This window comes from Candidatus Pantoea rara (genome assembly GCF_051136265.1).
GTDB classification, from domain to species: Bacteria; Pseudomonadota; Gammaproteobacteria; order Enterobacterales; family Enterobacteriaceae; genus Pantoea; species Pantoea rara.
The window spans coordinates 2031680-2052153 of the sequence record NZ_CP194942.1 but is presented as its reverse complement, the minus strand read 5'-3'; the positions used below and the strand labels follow the sequence as shown (position 1 = coordinate 2052153).

Genomic DNA, 20474 nt, shown 5'->3' with positions numbered 1-20474 from the left:
TCCCGGTCAGCCTGGCTGCCGGATTGATGGCTACTGTAAGATCGGAGGATTGACGGATAAATCCGCTAAAATGAAAATGACTATCCATGTGGGTGGATAATAGGGGAAAGGAATGGATCAGTTGCTGGCGATTAAAGCTTTTTCACGGGTAGTAGAAAGCGGCAGTTTTACCCGTGCGGCGGATTCGCTGAACATGCCGAAAGCGACGCTGAGCAAACTGGTTCAGGAGCTGGAAGCGCATCTCTCCGTTCGGCTACTTCAGCGCACCACCCGGCGTGTGACCGTCACTGCGGAAGGGCAGGAATACTATGAGAAGGCGCTGCGTGTTCTGCACAATCTTGAGGATATTGATGCCTGTTTTAATGCACGGCGCAGTAAGCCGCGCGGGCTGTTGCGCGTAGATATCGGCGGGTCTACCGCACGTGATATTCTCATTCCGTTGCTGCCCGATTTCTTTGCCCGCTATCCGGACATTACGCTCGACCTTGGCGTCTCCGATCGTCCGGCCAACCTGATTAGCGATAACATTGATTGTGTAATCCGGGGTGGCCCGCTGGGCGACTCCTCGCTGATTGCCCGTCTGATTGGGCACGCCACACTGATTACCTGCGCGACACCCGCTTATCTGAAAGCATTTGGCGTTCCTGCTTATCCGGATGAACTCCGCAATGGGCACCGACTGGTGAGTTATCTTTCGCCGCAAACCGGCAAGCCATTTCCGTTACGATTTGAACGTCAGGGCGAGAAAATTGAGATTACCAGCGCGCATCGCATTGGCGTAAATGAAAGTAATGCACATCTGGCGGCGGGACTGGCCGGGCTGGGGATTATTCAGACGTTCAGTTATTCGCTGTCGTCGATTCTGCGGCAGGGCGAAATGGTAGAGATCCTGCGAGACTGGCGTCCTGCGGGTTATCCGTTTCATGTGGTGTATCCGCAAAACCGGCACGTGACACAACGGCTACGGGTGTTTATTGACTGGCTGGTGGAGTGCTTTCCGGCGCGGGTAGCGGGGGAATCCGGCACCTGAGTGCCGGACCGGGCAGATTAGTTGCCGCGATAGGTTGAGTAACCAAACGGGCTCAGCAGTAAGGGGATATGGTAGTGCTCACCGCTGGCTTCCATGTTGAATTCAACAGGGATCTCCGGGAAGAAGGTTTTCTGGTTGGTCTTTTTATAGAAGTCACCGGTTTTAAACACGACGCGGTAACTGCCTGTGCTGGCGGTTTTATCCTGCGGGAACAGGGCGCTGATGCGACCGTTATTGTCGGTAACGCCTGACGCCAGTTTCACCCAGTTATCCTGCTGCTTTTGATCCAGTTCAACCTCAATGCCTGCCGTAGGCTGACCGGTTTGCAGATTAAGAACGTGCACGCTCAGCGGGTTTTTAGCCGCAGCAGGCTGGGCTGCGATGGCGGATGCGCCAGAGGTCATGAGTAATGTTGCGATCAAAGCATATGAAGTTTTCATCAACGTTTCCTTTATTGATTGTCTGAAGTCGGGTGACAGTGCACAGAGAGTAAAGCGCATGAAGCCAAAGAGGTAATTAGTGGCCGGAAATGTGAAATTTCCGAGAAAGCGAGCTGTCTTTAGTTACATCATACATTTGCTCTATTAATCCAGAGTCAGGCACCGGTGCAGCAATCACTCAGCAGGAAAAAATCGGCAGGTTAAATTTTCTTTAAACTTAGTAGCAAAAAGCAGGGCGGCGACAGGCTTAAATCGGTTTTATATGACAGGTGCAATGGAATTGATGCGATCAATAAGGCTCTGAGGCAGGCAGCCCATCAAAGCCGGCACACCGGACATCAGATTAAGGCTATATTTGAATTCATCTTAAAACTTGTCTTATGACAGCAACGAAGCACAGGATCAGCAAATTCGTGCTCATCACCAGAGTAAAACATGTGGGGTCAGATGAACAAAATAAACGTAATTCAGGGCGATATTACCAGAATAGCTACAGAAGCGATTGTTAATGCAGCCAATTCTTCGTTACTGGGTGGCGGTGGCGTGGATGGGGCAATCCATCGCGCTGGCGGGCCAGTGATTCTGGTTGAGTGCCAGGCAATCCGCAATCGTCAGGGTGGATGCAAAGTCGGTGAAGCCGTGATTACCGGCGCAGGGAATTTGCCAGCGGATTATGTCATCCATACGGTTGGTCCGCGCTGGAGCGATGGACGACATAATGAAGATACACTGTTAAAAAGTGCCTACCTGAGCTGTTTTAAACTCGTCGGACACCACGGCATCAAAACGGTCTCGTTTCCCAACATCAGCACAGGGATTTATGGTTTCCCTAAAGAACGCGCCGCAGCGATTGCCTTAGAAGTCATTAAGCACAGTCTGGATGAGAACCGCACAATTGAGAAGGTTAACTTAGTCTGTTTTGATGCGGAAAATTATGATCTGTATCTTAAGTTACTGGCCTGACGATTTGCACAGGTAAGGGGAGGCGTTTATCAGTCAGAGCACCCAGGTTTGTCAGAGGAAAAGCGGGCTGAAAGCGGAGATAATGAAAACACATTCCTTATTTAACATAATATACATTATACGACCTTTGAAACGTACTCTGATTATGATGCCCGTACATCGCTGAATTCCCGGATTCTGATTGTGTTGCTCAGCTTATCACACCCGTCAGACTGCGCAATTTTCGCAGACTGCTATCCGCCTTCCTTTCACAGCCAGTTCCGCGCTTTCATTTTTGGGTGTTCGTTGTTGTCAGGAACCTTTCCAGGCTGAGCGCACTGTTCTCATGACTTTGTACTGTGCTGATTGTCATCCTGCAGCTCATCGTCACGCAATCAGATTGGATAACGAAAATACCGCACTGTCCATTTCATCAGGAATCTCCGGTTTCACTGAGGTTCCAATGCTCAACCAAAATGGCAACGCTACGTGAATTCTGAGATGCCTGCGTGGCCCTTTGACCGCAGGATTTGTCACAGCGCGTCATGTCGACCCATGTTCCTGGCCCGCTTATCCCTCCATTCCAGAAAATCCGCACAGCCACATGACATCAGATTACAGGCACGTTAAAGTTGCTGGCTTCGACGGATTCCATGATGAGAGAAAATGAAACGTTTGTTTGTCTACGGCACGCTCTGCCCGGGCCGCGAGAATGCCCATATTCTGGAAAACATTGGCGGAGAATGGCTGGCAGGCTCGGTGAATGGCACTTTCTATGAGCGTGGCTGGGGCGCGGCGGCCGATTTTCCTGGCATCATTCTGGATGAACATGGCCCCAAAGTGCCGGGATATCTGTTTGTCTCCGATCAGCTGGACGCTCACTGGCCAATGCTGGACGCGTTTGAGGATGGTTATGATCGCGTCGAAGTTCGCGTTTATGTCGGGGAGAATCAGCATTACACCGCGTGGATTTATCAGCTTCAGTCACCGGTAAACAGCTGAAAATATTCAGGCTGCATCCTGTTACGCGCGCCCTGCTCTTTTTGCTGACGTCAGCCGCCACTTTCATTACCAGACCCGATAAATGGGCACGATGCCCGACATTATTTTAAAGAAAAGCATAATGTATGATGTAACTAAAACACCTTCTTTTAACGCCCATGCTCTGTTAGCGCCACCAGCTCCCCCTTTGCACCTTTACTCCGGCCAGCGCTGATGCGGAAACAGTGACACCCTGATATTGAACAGATGGATTAAAGGTGCGACAGCGGCACTTTCCTGTCGGGCAATCGGCTCCAGCCGCAGCAGCAACAGATCCAGCTCTTCCAGCAGATCCTGATGCGGCGCTAACTGCAGCGACTTCATCTTGCGCTTCAGATAGAGCGCCAGCTCGTGAAACATCTGCCCGCTATCAATCCGGTGACTCTCCAGCACGTCGCGATAGCGTGCATAGAAGTCGTAACAGTTAGCACCCAGCCAGGTTTCCGTAATCAGATACCCTCCCACCACGATATCCGGCACCGGATCGAGCCGTTTACGCGGCAGAATAATGTTCACCCGGTCGAGCATGCGGGCAATAAATTGCTGACGTGACAACAACGTAGCGGAGTTGCGCTCCACCATTTTGACAAACCCTAACAGGTCGCGCAGCCCACGCTGTACTGCTCTTCTGGCAATCCATGACGGTCGCTTGTTGCGGATCAGTGCTGTCAGTACCACGGCAAACATAATCCCCACCATCGACGAGATGGCCGCATTCAGGGTGACGATCAGGTTCGGCACAAAGTGATGGCTTAAGCCGATAAAACCCGGGATCTGAATGGCGACACTCAGCCCAATCAGATTGGTCGCCGGATTGGCGATCACCAGACTGAGCAGCATCAGACCAGGCAGCAGGCAGATCATCAGCGCCTGTAAGGTATTCGCCTGTGGGATCAGGAAAGCGATGTAGAACAGACTGACCACCAGCGCAATCGCCACCCCTTTCACGAACAACTTCATCGGCGCCACCGGGGAATCAACACTGGCAAAAAATGAGCTGATGATCGCCGCCATCAAAGGCGCATTAGCGCCGTCAGCCCAGCCGCTGCCAATCCAGAACAGGCTGGAAAGAAAGGTCGCCAGAAAAGCGGTCAGCGCGGACAGTCTCAGCAGACCTTTATCAATATGACGATGTTCCCGGATAGTGCGGATCGCCGCCCCATCCCCGTGGCTGTAAAGATCCCCGGCGCGCGCGCTGACATTCTCATAGGCATCGGCAATACGCACAAAGTTAGCCATTCGCTCCAGCAGACCAATCAGCAGCAGACTCTCTTCAGTTGCCAGCTGCCCTGCACGCCATTGCTCTTCCAGCGTCGCCTGACTGACGGCAATCGCCTCTCGCAGCCCGGCGATATCATTAATGCGGTCGTGATGCAGCCACAACAGAAATTCCTGAAACACGTCGGTGACGCACAGCGGAAAACGAATGTTCAGTTCCGCCAGCACGCCCAGCCGTGACTCAATCGCGGTCAGAGTCGGCAGCAGATAGGTCAGATGCTGATACTGCACGCTGACCAGACGGATGACATTACGCGCCGCTTCGCCCTCATAGACACAGTGCGTCAGCAACGTTTCAACATTCAGCGGATAGCCCGCCATCTGGATCAGGATATCTTCCCGCTCCAGCGATTTGTTCCTGGCCATCCCGCTGATCAGTTCATCGCAGAGTTTGCGCGCGTTCTGAAACCAGAGATTGACGCTCTGCCCCAGCAGATGATGCATCGACACCGGAAACACCAGCCGGTGAACCAGCGTGCTGCACAGGATGCCCAGCGTAATCTCCTCAATACGTGAAATGACCGTATTGATAATCGCCGATGGCGTATCCACATCAGGAAAGCCCATAATCGCCGCGCTGTAGCCGGCCAGCATAAAGATATAACTCTTCGGCGTGCGGTCATGCAGAGAAAGATAAAGGCAAACCGTCACCCACAGCGACACACAGAGGCTAAACAGTACCGGCGACTGCACGGTTTCAGGATAGATGAGCAGAATAAAGATGCCGCCCAGCAGCGTGCCCAACAACCGAAACAACGATTTCGAGACGGTTGATGCCGCATAGAGTTGCGAAGTGACAAACACGGTGGTCAGCGCCCAGGCGGGTTTTTCGAAGTTAAGAATGAGCGCCACAGAGAGTGCGATAAACGCGGCAAGAGAGGTTTTGCAGGCAAACAAAACCGCGTTTTTGGTAAACCATTTCATCTGATGAGAGCAACCAGGAACTTTCTGAGGCGCGTATCCTGACAGATGCGCCTGCGTTTTACTCTCAGTTAAATTTTACAAATTATTACCGGCCGAATCCGGCCGGTTAATCCTTTACTGGCGTACCAGCGCACGGCGCTTATCCAGTAAAAAAGGGCGCAGATACCCTACCGTGTTAGAGAGCAAAATCACCTCATCCGGCAACCGGATCTTCAGCACCTCTGTCAGGTACGCTTTGCGCTGCGTCATACGCTGCCAGACCTCCGGATAAGTGCGCGCCAGCGCATGACGCAAGGCTGTATCGGCCAGCCCGACCGTATCCTCGATACTGCAGCCACCATAACCTTGCACCGACGGAATGATATCGATCTGCAGCAGCATACCGCTCTTCAGTGTAATGGGTGAATCGGGATAAATGGGCGAACTCAGCCACTCTTCGTCAGCCACCAGATGCCCCGGATTAAGATGCCAGCCGTACTGCGTTTTGGGCAGGACCGTTTCGATAAGCGAATAGAGTTCACCGCCAGTAATCCCGATGCGCAACTGCTCAAGCCAACTGACAACCGCATGATAGTAGGGGATCGCCAGCCGGGTTAACCAGTCAGAAACGTGACACTGTAACCCGGAGGCGCTACTGACGACATACGCAGTACGGCTGGTCAGCCCGCCTTTATAGCCGGTGGTCAGCGAAAGTTTGTCGCCTTCTGCAATCCGTTTATCAGAGGGATAAAGCCGGGCATGCGCGAAACGATCGCCGGTCGCAGCAATGGTAACTACCGTGTCTGGCTGCCCTTCTGCGTTCAGCTTTGCCCCTAATGCCTTCTCCGTGACGCCCGGCTCAACGCTATCCAGCGCAGCCAGCATTGCGGTTGACGCAAGATTAGCGCCAGCTTCATAAAACGCCACTTCATCGGCGCAGTTTACGCAGCGCGCCCCGTTGTCGGGTGAAATAAACAGTCCGGTCGCGTTTACCAGCTGCGCGTCGCCACCCGCCGCCTGAGCCGCTGCTTCACAGATGAAATGCGGCAGATCGAATAGTCTGCCAGTAAGCAATTTCCAGCCCACCAGCCCGGTACGTTCTCCCGCGACAATCCCGGCCTCGGTTAACAGCTGCTCCAGCGGCTGCTCCCCGTGCATGGGCTGATTAGGCAGAGAAAAGACCGGCGCATGCAGACAGTGACCGGGATTGCGTGCAAAAGGCACCAGCTTGAGGTTCTCATTACCCATGATATAGGTAAGCTCGCCCTGCTGATTCACCACCAGCAACGCCTCCTCGAAGCGCGGAATAAATCCCGCCAGATATTCAAAATTGCTGCCATGCTCTTTGTCGGCATAAATAATCAGCTGCGCAATCTGCTGCTGCTGCATCCGTTGAATAATCGCGGCCAGACGACGATGCAGCGTTTCATCAGACATCACCGGGCTGGCGACACCCGAAAACACCGGCGGCGGCGGGATCAATTCCAGGGCATAGCGATTGGCATCCATAACGTACTCCAGTGGCCAGATTGAGGGTGTGATATTTTCCGTTTCCAGGGTAACCCTGATGTTTCTCCTGTACGGTGCCACCCTCACACAACTTACTCGTTGCGTGTTATCAAAAGATGGCCAATCCCTTGCAACGATTTTGCCTGCCGTGTGCAGGCTTTTTTATGGGTGATTCGCCGCTATACAGGGCAGAACAGGGTAAGGCGGATAAAAGAAAGCCCGCACTCAGCGGGCTCTGGAGGTTATTTGACAGGCACGCCTGCATTCTCAAGCGCTTCCGCCTTTTCGGGATATTGCTCTGCCGTGCCGGCATTCATGATTACTGCCCCACAGCGGATACAGTGATCGCCCTTCACATCCGGCACAACGTCATCCGGATTCCCGGTATTAAGACTGACGTCGCGCGTGGCATACACAAACGCCTCTCCTTCACATCCCGGACACTTCATACCTTTACTCCCCTGATAAATCGATCAGATAAGCATAGCTGACAGCTGCGTAGCGATATAGGGGAACACAGGCTTTTCAGGATATTACCTGCCTTCACTCTGTATGCCGTAATCGCTCCATCATAATCAGTGAGTGGCTGAAAATGGCGTCGGCAATGTGCTGCGGGAAATCGGCCGGCAACGCATCACGAACCGAGACCACTGCCTGGGGAAACATCTTAATAAAGAAGTCGAAGATCTGCTGCAGGCTGTCACGATCAAAACTCACCTGCTTCGCCGTGGCGATAAAATGGCGCGGGAAGATTTTGTCGATCTCTGTCTTCTTTCCCTTAGTGGCACGCAACCCCATCGCCAGTTTCAGCGCACGTTTATTCAGTCCGGTGCCGCCCAGTACCGGGTATGCGGAGATCACATCATAAAAAGGGGTCAGTCGATAACTGCCGCCGCGCTCAATAAACAGCGAGAAGTTCTTGGCGTGACCGTCAGTGGCGCCAATCAGCCACTGAAACACCTGAAACATCATAAAGCGATAGCGATCTTCTATGGCGTTGCGCGATCCCATCAGTATCTGCATGATCTCCGCAATGCCCGGTCCGCCGTCAGACTCATATTTGGTCGAGGATGGTAGCCCCAGCGCCTGACAGAAATCCTCCTGCGGCAGGCGAATCAGCCGGGTTTTATCCCGTGACCAGCGGCGGTCAAAGCGCTCTACGGCCAGGGCACGCATCTTTCCCGCCCGGATAATGCTCGCCTGCGGCACGTCGATACCCAGTGCGCGGGCCAGCGCCAGGCAGAGATACTCATTCTCCACGCTTTCACGCATATCCAGTGTTGCGGCCGGCTGTTTAATTTCCCCGATCGGCAGCTTAATAATGTGCGAGGTGGGGGTGGCACCGGCCGGAATGCTCCAGCCTTCTTCCGTCAGCAGCAGCGCGGTTTTCTCCTGCGCCCCCGCGACCGAGATGCGGAAATCGGTCTCTTCACGCAGCATCCCCAGCGGAATATCGGACTGATAGGCCGACAGCACATTTTCGAGTCGGGCTTCGTCCAGCACCTGATAGCGGGCCTGGAGTGCAGGCAGCGGCATATCGGGCGGCAACAGCATGGTCGCCCCGACGCTGTCACGTCCCACTTCCTGCAACAGGTCAAAAGGCTGTCGGGATTTAATCTGGTAGCGCGCCACGATTCTGTCGCGAATCAAGGGGCTATCCGGCAGCAGGTTGTCGAAGAAGTTAATCACGGCGTGTGAGGTGATCGCCTTAACCTGTAACGGCATTGAGAGTGACAACGGCCTGGAGAGTGGATTACTCAGCCAGCCGGTATCGTACTGAAACTCATGAGCGCCGTTTCGCTGCCGGGTCAGCACGCCCACCCGCTCGCCGTTCATCCACGCAATCAGCCTTTGCATCACCACTCATCCTCATCATGCAAAGAAGGTGCTGCGACCTCCTCTTTCTCCTGAACGTCCAGACTCACTTCCAGCGCCTGTAGCAACTTAAACAGCGTGGCCAGCGAGGTGCTGTCCGGCGCATTTTCAAAGTGAGAGATAGTGGCCTGTTTCAGGCCGACCTTTTTCGCCAGCTCACTCTGGGTCCAGCCATTGCGCTGGCGGATAAGCTTCAGCCGGTTTACCAGCTGTAGCGGGCTGTATATCATGGGTAGCTCCTTCAGGATCACAGGCTGTAAGCATAGCGCAGACACGTTATCCCCGACAGGGGATAAATCACAGCTTATACCCTAACGGGGATAATTACCATTTTATACCTCATAGGGGATAAGATAACAATTATCCCTTATAGAGGATAAAAACACCCACAGAGATGAGAGGAACAGGATGAACACATTTACCCTTACCCATCAGGAAAACGACCACGACCGGGAAGCGCTGCTGGCAGGATTAGGGGCTTACAATCGGCAGTTTATCAGCCGTGAGAACTGGGGCCCTTTGTCGGTTTCTCACAAAGATGCAGAAGGCGTGTTGCGCGGAGGATTGATCGCCTCGCGCAAAGGAAACTGGCTCTGCATTGATTTTCTCTGGGTGGACGAAATGCTTCGTGGCAGCGGTCTGGGTCGCGCGCTGATGGAAGCTGCGGAACAGGAAGCAATTAAGAAGGGATGTCTCTTTGCGCTGGTGGATACCTTCAGTTTCCAGGCTCTGCCGTTTTATCAGAAACAGGGTTATCAGCAGCAGATGTCCCTGCCCGATTTTCCACAAACCGGGATGCAGCGTCATTACCTGACGAAAACGCTCAGGTTAAAAGAATAACGCTGACCATAATCCATACAGCCAGCGTTACAGGGTCACAAACCGGCGATGCGCCGCAGGTCCACTTCGGCACCGGGAGCCACGGCCAGAACCTGCGCCCCTTTGGTTATGCGGTCGCCTTTAATATTAAACGGGTGGTACCAGCCGCCCGCCTCTTTCACCAGGCAGTAACCCGCCAGGCAATCCCAGGCGTGCATATAAGGTTCGTAGTAACCCACGACCCGACCGGCGGCGACCCATGCCAGCATCAGCGCACCGGAGCCAATACGGATGAAGTTACCGCCCGCCGACAGCAGCGCGGCCACAATCTCGCCCACCTGTTGCGGAGAGACATAGCTGTTAGCACCAAAGCCGGTCACGTGATTTTGCAGGGTGCGTGTGGGATCGACCTGCAGGCTACGCCCGTTCAGCGTCGCGCCCTGCCCCAGCGCCGCCACGTAGCACTCCTCATAGGTGGGTGCGAAAATCACCCCGATAACCGGCACATCACCCCGCAGCACCGCCACTGAAACACACCAGCTTGGCATCCCATTAAGAAACGGGCTGGTGCCATCGATCGGATCAACCACCCAGGTATAGTCAGAGTGTCCCGTCTGCAGCCCCGACTCCTCACCCAGAAAGCCATCATCGGGAAACGCATCCCGTATGCGGCGGGCGATCAGCTGCTCCACTTCACGGTCGGCAATTGACACCACATCCTGCAAATCGTACTTGGTCTCCACCACCAGCGTGTCGCGGCGGTTAAAGTATGCTAGCGCGGTCGCGCCACCTTCGCGGGCAACGGCCTCCGCTAAAGCCAGTCGCGCCATTATTTCCTGCGATTCCATGTGAACTCCTTGGGTTAATCAGATTAACGGGCAATCAGGGCAAGACCCTGCGGCTTAAAGTTGACGCCGACCGTGGTGGCGAGCGGCAGACGCTGTTCCATCTGCGGATCGATAATAAACAGCGCGCCCAGCTCGGTGGCGACTTCATATTCAATATGGTCGCCCAGCCAGGTGCTGTGAATCACTTCTCCCTGCAAGGCGCCCTGACCATCGCCGGACAGGGTAATAAACTGCGGTCGCACCGCCAGCTGGGCACTGCCGGTTTTTGCACCGGCACCGCGCACCCGAAAGCGCTGATTACCCAGGCGGACCAGCGCGTCATCCGCATCCGCCTCTTCAACTTCACAAGGCAGAATATTCGCCTCCCCCATAAAGTCCGCGATAAAGACCGAATTGGGCGAATGGTAAAGCGTCTCCGGTGCGCCCTGCTGAGCAATATCCCCCTCTTTCATGACAATAATTTTATCGGAGACCGCCAGCGCCTCCTCCTGGTCATGAGTCACGTAGACGGCGGTAAACCCGAGCCGCTGCTGCAGATCACGGATATCGGTGCGCACCCGACGGCGCAGACGCTCATCGAGGTTCGACAGCGGCTCATCAAGCAGCAGCACCTGCGGTTCCAGCACCAGCGCACGCGCTACCGCAATACGCTGCTGCTGTCCGCCAGAAAGCTCAGACGGCAGCCTTTGTCCCTGATTCTCCAGCCCCACCAGCTTCAGCCCTTCGCGCGCCCGGTCCTGCGCCTCACGTTTGTTCATACCTGAGGAGAGCAGCCCATAAAGAACATTGTCGATAGCATTCATATGGGGAAACAGCGCATAGGACTGAAACACCATCGCTACGTCGCGCTCGTTAGCGGGCAGATGGGTGACATCTTTGCCGCCAATCAGAATCCGCCCCGAGGTGGGATGTTCCAGACCGGCCAGCAGCCGTAGCGTGGTGGTCTTGCCGCAGCCGGACGGCCCGAGCAGTGTCACCAGGGTGCCCGGCTCTACAGTGAGCGACAGATCCGGCACCGCGGTAAAACCGGCAAAACGCTTCGCGACATGTTCAAACACTACCGATCCGGCGTTAATGGTCGTCATACGGCTCTCTCCTGAGTCAGAGTGGATGCAGAGGGTGCGGCAACAATCACCGACGGTTGGGTTACACGGCGCAGACGGCGTTCGCCCACCAGCAGCTGGAACAGACCAATGATCAGCAGCATCACCACGATCAATACCGAGGAGTAGGCAATCGCGACGCCATACTCACCGTTCTCCACCAGCCCGACAATGTAAGAGGTCGCCATGTTGTACTGGGCGCTGACCAGAAAAATCACCGCGCTGATCGAGGTAATCGCCCGCACAAAGGCGTAAACCAGCGCAGCGCTGATCGCCGGTTTCAGCAGCGGCAGCACCACTTTACGCAGCGTGCGGAAACTGTTTGCGCCCAGGGTCAGTGAGGCTTCATCCAGGCTTTTATCCAGCTGGCTCATCGCCGCAATACCGCCACGCACGCCGACCGGCATATTACGGAAGACAAAGCAGGCGATCAGGATCATCGCGGTGCCGGTGATCTCCAGTGGCGGCAGGTTATAGGCCATCACATAACTCACGCCGATGACCGTGCCGGGAATGGCGAAGCTCAGCATCAGCATGAATTCAAACGTCTGACGGCCGGCAAAATTCTGCCGCACAATCAGCCAGGCCGTCAGCAGCCCTACAATGGCGGTGAGCGGCGCGGCGATCAGGGCAATCTCCAGCGTGGTCCAGAAAGAATTCCAGGCGACGCCGCTCCAGACCAGCTGCCCCTGATTCACGCTGATGCTGAAGGCGCGGATATAGTGATCCAGCGTCAGATTATTATTCAGTCCCCACGACTGCACAAAGCCACCAATCATGATCATGCCGTAGATCACCAGGGTGAAGAGTCCCCACGGGATGACCATGCCATAGACGCTGTAGCGCACCGGACGCGGCAGCATCACGTGACGGCCACCGTCGCCTTTGCCGGTCACGGTGGCGAAGCTTTTTCCGGAGAGCCAGACGCGCTGCACCAGAAACGCGGTCAGCGTAAAGCCCAGCAGGATCATTGCCAGCACCGCCGCGCGACTCGGGTCGTTTTGTGCGCCGACCACGGAGAAGAAGATTTCCGTTGAGAGGACGCCGTGACTGCCGCCCAGCACCATCGGATTACCGAAATCAGCCATGCTTTCGATAAAGCTGATTAAGAAGGCGTTGGCCAGACCTGGCGCCATCAGCGGCAGCGAGATGCGGGAGAAGGTGCGCCATCGGCTGGCACGCAGCGTCTGAGAGGCCTCTTCCAGTGACGGACTGACGCCCTCAACCACGCCAATCAGCACCAGGAACGCAATCGGGGTAAACGACAACACCTGCGCAATCCAGATGCCGGTCATGCCATAGAGCCAGCGGCCCGGTTCGATGCCGAACAGCGTCGCCAGCGATTCTGTCACCACGCCGGAGCGGCCAAACAACAGGATCAGCGCCAGTCCGATAACAAACGGTGGCGTGATAATCGGCAGAATGGTCAGCATCCGCAGCGCTTTCTTGCACGGCAGCGAGGTGCGCGTGGCCGCCAGCGCAAACGCCAGGCCCAGCAGCACAGAACCACTGGCGGTCATCAGCGCCAGTCCCAGCGTGCGCCAGGCCGTGCCGCAGGTGTCGCCGGTTAAACAGGAGAGGCTCCAGATCGCAGGGTCCTGCATATTGGCAATCAGTCCATCCGGTTTGAAGCTGCCGTCAATATCCTGCACTGAGGCGACAAACAGACTCATTACCGGATAGAGCACAAAGGTGGTAACCAGCGCCACCAGCAGCACAATCGACGCCACCACAAAGGCATCACCCTTCAGCACGCCGCGCTCCGCCAGCGCAAAGGCGAAAATCAGTAAAAAGACGGTCAGCAGCAACAGCGCGCCCGCGCCCATCGCCGGTTGCCCCTGCGCCAGCGGGCCAAAGAGGTTTTCCAGCCACAGCCAGCTCCAGCCACTGAACCCGATGGCATGCCCTTCCAGCACCAGAAACAGGATACCGCAGACGCTGAAAAGCAGCAGCAGCGTGCTGCGCGTGCGACCCGGGGGCAGAAAAATGCTGGCCGCAGAGAGCAGCCACAGCGCCACGGCGATACCCAGCCAGCGGTGTAACGCGAGTTGTCCCAGCGCCGGTGCGTTGTTTTCATCACCCCATAAGCTGAACAGCCAGTCTCCACTGAAGAAGCCCTGCTCCAGGCTATACCAGGGCAGCAGCGTCAGCGCGACGGCTCCCGCCAGCAGCGTGCCGGTTAAGCGACGATTGTGCGCATTCATAAATCACCTCGATCAGGAAGCGGACATCAGGCTTACGCCACCGCGGTCTGGCACAGACCCGACTCAGAAAGCCAGGTGAACGCCACCGTTATTGCGCGCTGGCACCAATCTCTTTATCCCAGCGGCCCAGCAGCACCTTGCGTTTGGCCGAGTCACCGTAGGTTTTGAAGTCATAATCAATCAGCTTGATGTTCTCGAAGCGCGGCGCATATTCAGAGATCTCCGCCGTGCGGTTGGAGGGCAGCTGGAACGATTTCGCCTCTTTCATGTGTGACTGCGCCTCAGCGCTGAGCGCCCAGTCATACCAGACTTTGGCGTTTGCCAGATTACGTGTCCCTTTGATGATCGACATTGAACCAATCTCATAGCCGGTACCTTCACAGGGCGCGACGGGCTTAATCGGGAAGCCATCCACTTCCATCGCCACGGCATCATGCATAAAGACAATGCCGATGGTGGTTTCACCGCGCGCGGCGGCTTTAACCGGTGCCGAGCCGGACTTGGTGTACTGCGAGATGTTGGCGTTGAGCTTCTTCAGGTAATCAAAGGCTTTGTCTTCGCCCATGATCTGCACCAGCGTCGCCAGGGTGTTATAGGCCGTGCCGGACGAGTTGGGATTGGCGATCTGAATTTCGCCTTTAAAGCCAGGGTCAAGTAAGTCAGCCCAGCAGGCCGGAACTTTCAGCTTTTTCTCTGCCAGCAGTCTGGTGTTGTAGCCCCATCCCAGCGCACCGGCATAGACGCCCACGGTGCGGTAACCGGAGATCTCTGCCACTTTTTGTGACCAGGGCTGCTGCTGATCGAGCAGGGGGGATTTGTAGGGCTGAGTTAAGCCCTCTTCGGCGGCCTGCATGTGCGGATCACCGGTGCCCGCCCACCAGATATCGGTGCGGGGATTGCGTGCTTCGCTGCGGATACGGGCATAGGCTTCACCCGCAGAGAGTCGCACCATGCTGAGTTTGATATCAGGATGACGCTGACTGAATAGCGTGGTCATCTGTTCGCATACCACTACATCCGCTGAGCAGATCATATTAAGGCCCGCCGCCGAGGCAGCAAACGGCACCATAGGGCAGACAATGACAGCAGCGAGCAGAGAGGAATAACGCATGATGTTCTCCTGGGGCTGAATGACGCAGGTGCGCCAGCTTTTGCACATGTGTGCAAACGTATGGGCAAAGTAGTACGGCGACCCCGCCGCACTGTCAATTCAGTTGTTACGCAATTGTCAGACGCTGTCACAAATTTGAAACCTTTACCCCGCGCTTATCTTTTGCACAGCCTTGCAATTTCAGGCAGACTCAGTGCAGACAACGGTGGGACGGGGAAAAAAGATGCAGCAGCTTAAAGCGGTCGTGAGTGCGCAGGATGTCGCTGATCGGGCGGGCGTCTCCCGTTCAGCAGTCTCCCGCACCTTTACGCCAGGTGCCAGTGTGTCGGAGGCCACCCGTCAGCGGGTGATGAAAGCGGCAGAAGAGCTGGGCTATCACGTCAATCATCTGGCGCGCGGCCTGGTGCGCAACCGCAGCGGCATCGTCTGCTTAATTGCTTCCGAGGTGGACACGCCCTACCGTGCCAGCCTGGTGCGCTGGATGACCCAGTACCTTCAGGAAGCAGGAAAAGTGGCGATGCTGATTAACACCGACCGTTCGGATGCCCGCGTTTCCGCCGCGCTGCAGCAGGCGATCAATTTCCGCGCCGACGCCTCGATTATCCTCTCCGGTATGCCGGACAGCGGCATTACCCGGCTCTGCTACAAACATGGTCAGCATCTGGTCCTGATAAACCGGGACGAGTCCCTGCCCGGCACGCTCAATATCAATCTCGACTCCCGCCCTGCTGCCGAAATGGCCGTTAACGCCTTTGTCCGGGCGGGCTGCAGCCGCATCGCGTTTGTGAATTCGCTGGCGGGCACACCGAGCCTGCTGAAACGTGAAGCGGATTTTCTGGCAGCAGCGCAGAAAGCGGGGGTTACAGTTCAGGTGGAGCGGTTCGGTTCGACCTCCTATGAAAGCGGACAGATTCTGGCCCAGCGTCTGCTGACGCGGAAAGTGCGTCCTGATGCGGTCTACTGTGCCACCGACCTGCTCGCCTGCGGCTTCATGGATGAGGTCCGTCACCGCTTTGCGCTGCGCATTCCGGAGGATCTCTGCATCATAGGCCACGACAATATTCCGCAATCGGGCTGGGCCTCATACAACCTCACGACCTTTGCCCAGCCGGTAGAACAGTTCGCCCGCGATGCCATTGCCTGGCTGGTGGAGACGGAAGCGCAACCGGAGACACTGATGCCCAAAAATGAACAGCAGCAGGAGCGCAGAATATATCCGGTAGATGTGGTCTGGCGGGGTTCAGTACGCGGCGGTTAACCATCCTGTTTTATTTTCTGCCGATACGCTTTATTCGCGTAAATAATCCCCACCCACTTCCACGCTTCGCTTTAAATATCCTCCTCCTGCACTGAAAAATAATCGGATGTTGCGTCACAATATTCCGATTTCGTGACTACGCTTTATCTGCATTATTAAGTTTCTCTGGTTTTATCTGCTCAATGAATCAGCAGTCAGATGTGACAAATATCACATTTGTGCCAGGCTTAATGTCTCAGATAACTCTGTTCAAGGAGCATACAATGGCTACACCAACTAACAAGACGCTCGATCTGGATCAATTTCCTAAGCCTCCCTTTGAGGACCAGCCACAACAGGCGCCAGGCCTTGCCAGCAAGATGATCCCGGTTCCCGACCACGGTGAAACCAGCTATCGTGGCACAGGCCGACTCACTGGCCGTAAGGCGCTGATTACCGGCGGTGACTCCGGTATTGGTCGTGCAGTGGCTATCGCTTATGCCCGTGAAGGCGCAGACGTGGTGATTAATTACCTGCCGGAAGAACAGCCCGACGCCGATGAAGTGATTAAATTAATTGAAGCGGAAGGCCGTAAGGTTTTCGCTATTCCTGGCGACATTCGTTCTGAAGAATTCTGTCAGCAGCTGGTTAAAGAAGCTGCCGATAAATTAGGCGGCCTGGATATTCTGGTTAATAACGCCGGTCGTCAGCAATTTAATGAGTCCATTCGTACCCTGAGTACGGAAGATTTTGACGCGACGTTTAAAACCAACGTTTATGCTATGTTCTGGATCACTAAAGCGGCGCTGGAATATCTGCCTCGTGGTGCGTCTATTATTAATACCTCGTCGGTGCAGGCGTTTAAACCCAGCGATATTCTGCTCGATTATGCGCAGACTAAAGCAGCGATTGTTGCCTTTACCAAATCCCTGGCCAAGCAGCTGGGTGGCGACGGCATCCGGGTTAACGCGGTGGCGCCAGGCCCATACTGGACCGTACTACAGTCCAGCGGCGGACAGCCGATGGAGAAAGTGAAGCAGTTTGGTGCCGATACCCCGATGGGCCGTCCGGGCCAGCCGGTGGAGATCGCCCCACTCTACGTCACCCTGGCCTCAACCGAGAGCAGCTACTCCTCCGGTCAGGTCTGGTGTTCTGATGGTGGCACAGGCACGCTGTAACCACACTCTGATGGCCGCATAATGCGGCCATTTTTTTGTCCCGCTTTTGCCCCGTCAACACGCCCCGCGACAGTGAAAAAGTCAAATAAGGAAGCAGACCATGAAAAACCCGATCCTTCATTCGCCGGTCAGAGAAAATGGCTTTGCGGGTCTGGGTGATTATGCCGCCATTGGTGAAGGCCGTTCGGTCGCGCTGATTGCACCGGATGGATCCATTGACTGGTGGTGCGCGCCCAATCTCGACGCGAAACCCCTGTTTGATCGCCTGCTTGATGCCGGACTCGGTGGCTACTTTCAGATCGCCCCGTCCGCACCCTATCAGGTCTCGCGCCGCTATCGTGACAATAGCAACGTGCTGGAGACCCGCTTTGAAACGGAAAGCGGCACCGTGCTGCTGACCGAATCGATTAACAGCACGCTGGCGGGCCGTCTGCCGTGGTGCGAACTGGCACGCCGCATCGAGGGTGTCACCGGTGAAGTAGAAATGGCGATCACCCTGCGCTTCGGCACCGCCGCCGAAACCCGCTCACCGTGGGTGGCCGACAATGAGAAGGGAAAGGTGTTTCATATCGCGGAGATTATGGCGATGTTCCGCACCAGTGATGATATTCAGATTACCCAACTGGATGATGAGCAGGTGCGCGCCACGCTGCGCACCACGGCCGGCTCCCGCTCGCTCTGCGCGCTGCTGGTGACCGAGAAAGAGCCGCTGGCGGTGCCGCCGCTGGAGGCTATTGACCAGCGGATTGAAACCAGCCACACCGGCTGGACCAGCTGGGTGGAGAGCCTGAGTTATGAGGGCAGCTACCCGGCGCTGGTAAAGCGCTCTGCCCTGTCGCTGAAGTTTCTCTGGTATTCTCCGACCGGCGCACTGGCCGCTGCCGCGACGACGTCCTTACCGGAGGGGATCGGCGGCGAGAAAAATTATGATTACCGCTACGCCTGGGTGCGCGACGCCTGCCTGATTATTAAAGCGTTCGTCTATATCGGGGCGCTGGAAGATTGTAAGGCGGCGTTTTCATGGCTGTCGCAGACTATCATGCGTCACGGCGTCAGGTTGCGCGCCTGCTATGCCCTGAACGGCGATGAAGTGCCCGCTGAGCGCTATCCTCCGCTGAGCGGCTATCAGAACTCGCAGCCGGTGCGGGTCGGCAATAATGCCCGCGACCAGCTGCAGCTCAGTATGTATGGCGACATGCTGGTCACCGCGCAGCGCTTCATTGAGGCGGGACACGTGCTGGATATCACCACCGCGCGCATGCTGGCTGAACTGGCGAACTGCTGCGCCGATCACTGGCGGCAGAAAGATTGCGGCATCTGGGAGCTGCCAGAGCTGCAACACTATACGCATTCCAAAATGGCCTGCTGGATGGCGCTGGATCGGGCGGTGGCGCTGGCAGAGAGTCAGCATGTCGAACCAACCTGGCTGGGCCGATGGCAGCGGGAACGTGACCGTATCCGTGACTGGATCGAGTCGCACTGCTGGTCAGAACAGAAACAGGCTTACCTCTTTTACGCCGGCAGTGACGATCGCCTCGACGCGTCCCTGACGCTGGTACACAGCTATGGTAACGCGGTCAATCCGCAGCGGATGCTCGCGACCTACCATACGATTCAGCAGGCGCTGGGCGATGGCAGCGCCATGCTCTATCGCTACAGCGGCGTCAGGCAGGAAGAGAGTACGTTCCTTGCCTGCGCTTTCTGGCTGGTAGAAGCCTGGGCAAAGATGGGCGAAGTAAACCGGGCAGAACAGGCAATGCAGGAGATTCTGGACAGGCTGGATGGCCACGGTAACGTCGATATCTTCAATGAGATGTATGACGTCCGCAGTCAGAGCTGGCGCGGCAATATGCCGCAGGGACTGAGCCATCTGGCGTTGATTTGCGCGGCGCAGGCGCTTTCAGAATCGCAGGCGTGAGCAGAGGCGCTGGGGAAAGCGGCGACTCAGTGCGCTACTGCAGCCGAAAGCGCGGATCGAAGAAAAACGGCTCCACCACCACCTTACTGACGATGCCGGCCGCCGCCGGATGACGGGGATTGAACAGCGCATTCCATTCACCGGTTAGCGTGCTCGGCACCTTCAGCAACAGGCCGTTGTCCGGACTGGCGAGCCAGTCGTCACCGATCTGTCGCGTAGACGCGGGCGCAGGATCGGCCTGCCAGTCATCGGGTAACGCCGCCAGCGACAGTTCGGTAATCAGCGATTCAGGGACACTAATCGCCAGCATTGAGTAGTTGTGCGCCAGATCCTGAATGGTGAGATGCACCAGCGCCTCCAGCACACAAAGCGCACGGCTCGATCCCATATAGACACAAACCGTTCCGACAGAATTCCAGCGCCCGCCATAAGTCCGGGCACCAAAACCATCAAACGCGGTCATCGCATACTCACTCTTCACCAGGCGAAAAAAAGGCACCGCCATCAGGGGATCACGCCATGCTCAAGCTGGCCAATCAGGTTAATCACTGCTTCTGCGCCCGCCACCGTGGTGGTCATCTCCGCCGGCTTTTTACCGCCCAGCGCTTTGGCGGGGGTTTCCAGCCACTGCACCAGACGCTCTCTGTCGTCGCGAAACAGTTTGCTGGCGGCTGAGAGAACGCGGATCAGCATATAGATGCGTCCACTCTGATCGGGCGAAAAAGTCTGCTCAGGATCTTTCACTTTGCGGTTGTAGGTGGTGCGATCGATGCCCGCCAGACGGCATAACCAGCCCTCGTCAAAGGTGGACAATGACGCCGTGCGTTTCAGTACGCTGCTGCTGAACCCCACCGCAATGCGCTGATGCGCATCAGGCAGTGTTTCCGGCAGATTCAGGGCATGCAGCAGCGACGTAGCGCGACGGTGCTGAGTGGGTGTATAGATGGCGATGGACATAGCAGCCCTCCTGTTCATTTGATTTTTATTTTAGCGCAAATGAACAGCGGGTGCCAGCATGCCCCATAACGAGCAGGCGTA

At 56.0% G+C, this 20474-nt stretch carries 19 protein-coding genes; 7 read left to right on the top strand and 12 right to left on the bottom strand.

Features of this window, described 5'->3' with window-relative positions:
* The first annotated feature begins 112 nt into the window (after positions 1 to 112).
* Positions 113 to 1030 carry a LysR family transcriptional regulator gene (locus ACR8BF_RS09630; RefSeq protein ID WP_434744850.1) on the top strand — a complete coding sequence of 306 codons (918 nt, stop codon included), beginning with the start codon at positions 113 to 115 and terminating at the stop codon, positions 1028 to 1030.
* A gap of 17 nt (positions 1031 to 1047) precedes the next feature.
* On the opposite strand, the gene uraH is transcribed toward ACR8BF_RS09630, so the two are convergent.
* Positions 1048 to 1470 (bottom strand): hydroxyisourate hydrolase, encoded by a 423-nt coding sequence (uraH, locus tag ACR8BF_RS09625; RefSeq protein ID WP_292992473.1) that lies wholly within the window; start codon positions 1468 to 1470, stop codon positions 1048 to 1050.
* A gap of 447 nt (positions 1471 to 1917) precedes the next feature.
* On the opposite strand from uraH, the gene ACR8BF_RS09620 reads away from it, so the two are divergent.
* Together ACR8BF_RS09620 and ACR8BF_RS09615 are read left to right on the top strand one after the other, a co-directional pair.
* Positions 1918 to 2433: an O-acetyl-ADP-ribose deacetylase gene (locus ACR8BF_RS09620; RefSeq protein ID WP_434744849.1), complete on the top strand. Its 516-nt coding sequence runs from the start codon at positions 1918 to 1920 to the stop codon at positions 2431 to 2433.
* A 645-nt stretch (positions 2434 to 3078) separates the two neighbouring features.
* Complete coding sequence (locus ACR8BF_RS09615; protein ID WP_434744848.1) at positions 3079 to 3414, top strand: gamma-glutamylcyclotransferase family protein; 336 nt, start codon at positions 3079 to 3081, stop codon at positions 3412 to 3414.
* A 195-nt stretch (positions 3415 to 3609) separates the two neighbouring features.
* Here the strand turns inward: ACR8BF_RS09615 and ACR8BF_RS09610 are convergent, their stop codons facing one another.
* From ACR8BF_RS09610 to hipB, 5 genes are all read right to left on the bottom strand, one after another.
* Entirely contained in the window at positions 3610 to 5655 is a 2046-nt protein-coding gene (locus tag ACR8BF_RS09610) for an FUSC family protein (protein WP_434744847.1), read from the bottom strand.
* Positions 5656 to 5769: 114 nt separating this feature from the next.
* Positions 5770 to 7143, bottom strand: coding sequence for a M24 family metallopeptidase (locus tag ACR8BF_RS09605; RefSeq protein ID WP_313699170.1), 1374 nt, complete (start codon positions 7141 to 7143; stop codon positions 5770 to 5772).
* 242 nt (positions 7144 to 7385) lie between these two features.
* Positions 7386 to 7592, bottom strand: a complete 207-nt coding sequence (locus ACR8BF_RS09600; RefSeq protein WP_136198629.1) for a type II toxin-antitoxin system MqsA family antitoxin — start codon at positions 7590 to 7592, stop codon at positions 7386 to 7388.
* Between the two features lie 94 nt (positions 7593 to 7686).
* Entirely contained in the window at positions 7687 to 9000 is a 1314-nt protein-coding gene (locus ACR8BF_RS09595; protein ID WP_434744846.1) for a type II toxin-antitoxin system HipA family toxin, read from the bottom strand.
* Positions 9000 to 9248, bottom strand: a complete 249-nt coding sequence (gene hipB / locus ACR8BF_RS09590) for a type II toxin-antitoxin system antitoxin HipB (protein ID WP_434744845.1) — start codon at positions 9246 to 9248, stop codon at positions 9000 to 9002. Before hipB ends, ACR8BF_RS09595 begins: the two co-directional genes overlap by 1 nt.
* A gap of 178 nt (positions 9249 to 9426) precedes the next feature.
* Here hipB and ACR8BF_RS09585 point away from each other — a divergent pair, with 178 nt between their 5' ends.
* Positions 9427 to 9858, top strand: coding sequence for a GNAT family N-acetyltransferase (locus tag ACR8BF_RS09585; RefSeq protein WP_434744844.1), 432 nt, complete (start codon positions 9427 to 9429; stop codon positions 9856 to 9858).
* Between the two features lie 35 nt (positions 9859 to 9893).
* Here ACR8BF_RS09585 and ACR8BF_RS09580 read toward each other — a convergent pair whose 3' ends face one another.
* The 4 genes from ACR8BF_RS09580 to ACR8BF_RS09565 all read right to left on the bottom strand — a co-directional run bounded on the left by ACR8BF_RS09580 (position 9894) and on the right by ACR8BF_RS09565 (position 15103).
* On the bottom strand, positions 9894 to 10685 hold the full coding sequence (locus ACR8BF_RS09580) for an inositol monophosphatase family protein (RefSeq protein ID WP_434744843.1): 792 nt from the start codon (positions 10683 to 10685) through the stop codon (positions 9894 to 9896).
* Positions 10686 to 10708: 23 nt separating this feature from the next.
* Positions 10709 to 11770, bottom strand: a complete 1062-nt coding sequence (locus tag ACR8BF_RS09575; protein ID WP_434744842.1) for an ABC transporter ATP-binding protein — start codon at positions 11768 to 11770, stop codon at positions 10709 to 10711.
* Positions 11767 to 13992 (bottom strand): ABC transporter permease, encoded by a 2226-nt coding sequence (locus ACR8BF_RS09570; RefSeq protein WP_434744841.1) that lies wholly within the window; start codon positions 13990 to 13992, stop codon positions 11767 to 11769. Before ACR8BF_RS09570 ends, ACR8BF_RS09575 begins: the two co-directional genes overlap by 4 nt.
* Before the next feature lie 88 nt (positions 13993 to 14080).
* Positions 14081 to 15103: an ABC transporter substrate-binding protein gene (locus tag ACR8BF_RS09565; protein ID WP_434744840.1), complete on the bottom strand. Its 1023-nt coding sequence runs from the start codon at positions 15101 to 15103 to the stop codon at positions 14081 to 14083.
* A gap of 223 nt (positions 15104 to 15326) precedes the next feature.
* Here ACR8BF_RS09565 and ACR8BF_RS09560 point away from each other — a divergent pair, with 223 nt between their 5' ends.
* The 3 genes from ACR8BF_RS09560 (at position 15327) to ACR8BF_RS09550 (ending at position 19436) form a co-directional block, all read left to right on the top strand.
* Entirely contained in the window at positions 15327 to 16361 is a 1035-nt protein-coding gene (locus tag ACR8BF_RS09560; protein ID WP_179895744.1) for a LacI family DNA-binding transcriptional regulator, read from the top strand.
* Positions 16362 to 16624: 263 nt separating this feature from the next.
* Positions 16625 to 17518: an SDR family oxidoreductase gene (locus tag ACR8BF_RS09555; protein WP_010244858.1), complete on the top strand. Its 894-nt coding sequence runs from the start codon at positions 16625 to 16627 to the stop codon at positions 17516 to 17518.
* A gap of 100 nt (positions 17519 to 17618) precedes the next feature.
* Positions 17619 to 19436: a glycoside hydrolase family 15 protein gene (locus tag ACR8BF_RS09550; protein WP_434744839.1), complete on the top strand. Its 1818-nt coding sequence runs from the start codon at positions 17619 to 17621 to the stop codon at positions 19434 to 19436.
* Positions 19437 to 19470: 34 nt separating this feature from the next.
* Here the strand turns inward: ACR8BF_RS09550 and ACR8BF_RS09545 are convergent, their stop codons facing one another.
* Positions 19471 to 19941 (bottom strand): RES family NAD+ phosphorylase, encoded by a 471-nt coding sequence (locus ACR8BF_RS09545; protein ID WP_313702066.1) that lies wholly within the window; start codon positions 19939 to 19941, stop codon positions 19471 to 19473.
* Positions 19941 to 20393 (bottom strand): type II RES/Xre toxin-antitoxin system antitoxin, encoded by a 453-nt coding sequence (gene parS, locus ACR8BF_RS09540; protein ID WP_314983931.1) that lies wholly within the window; start codon positions 20391 to 20393, stop codon positions 19941 to 19943. The genes ACR8BF_RS09545 and parS overlap by 1 nt, the downstream gene beginning before the upstream one ends.
* Positions 20394 to 20474 lie beyond the last annotated feature (81 nt).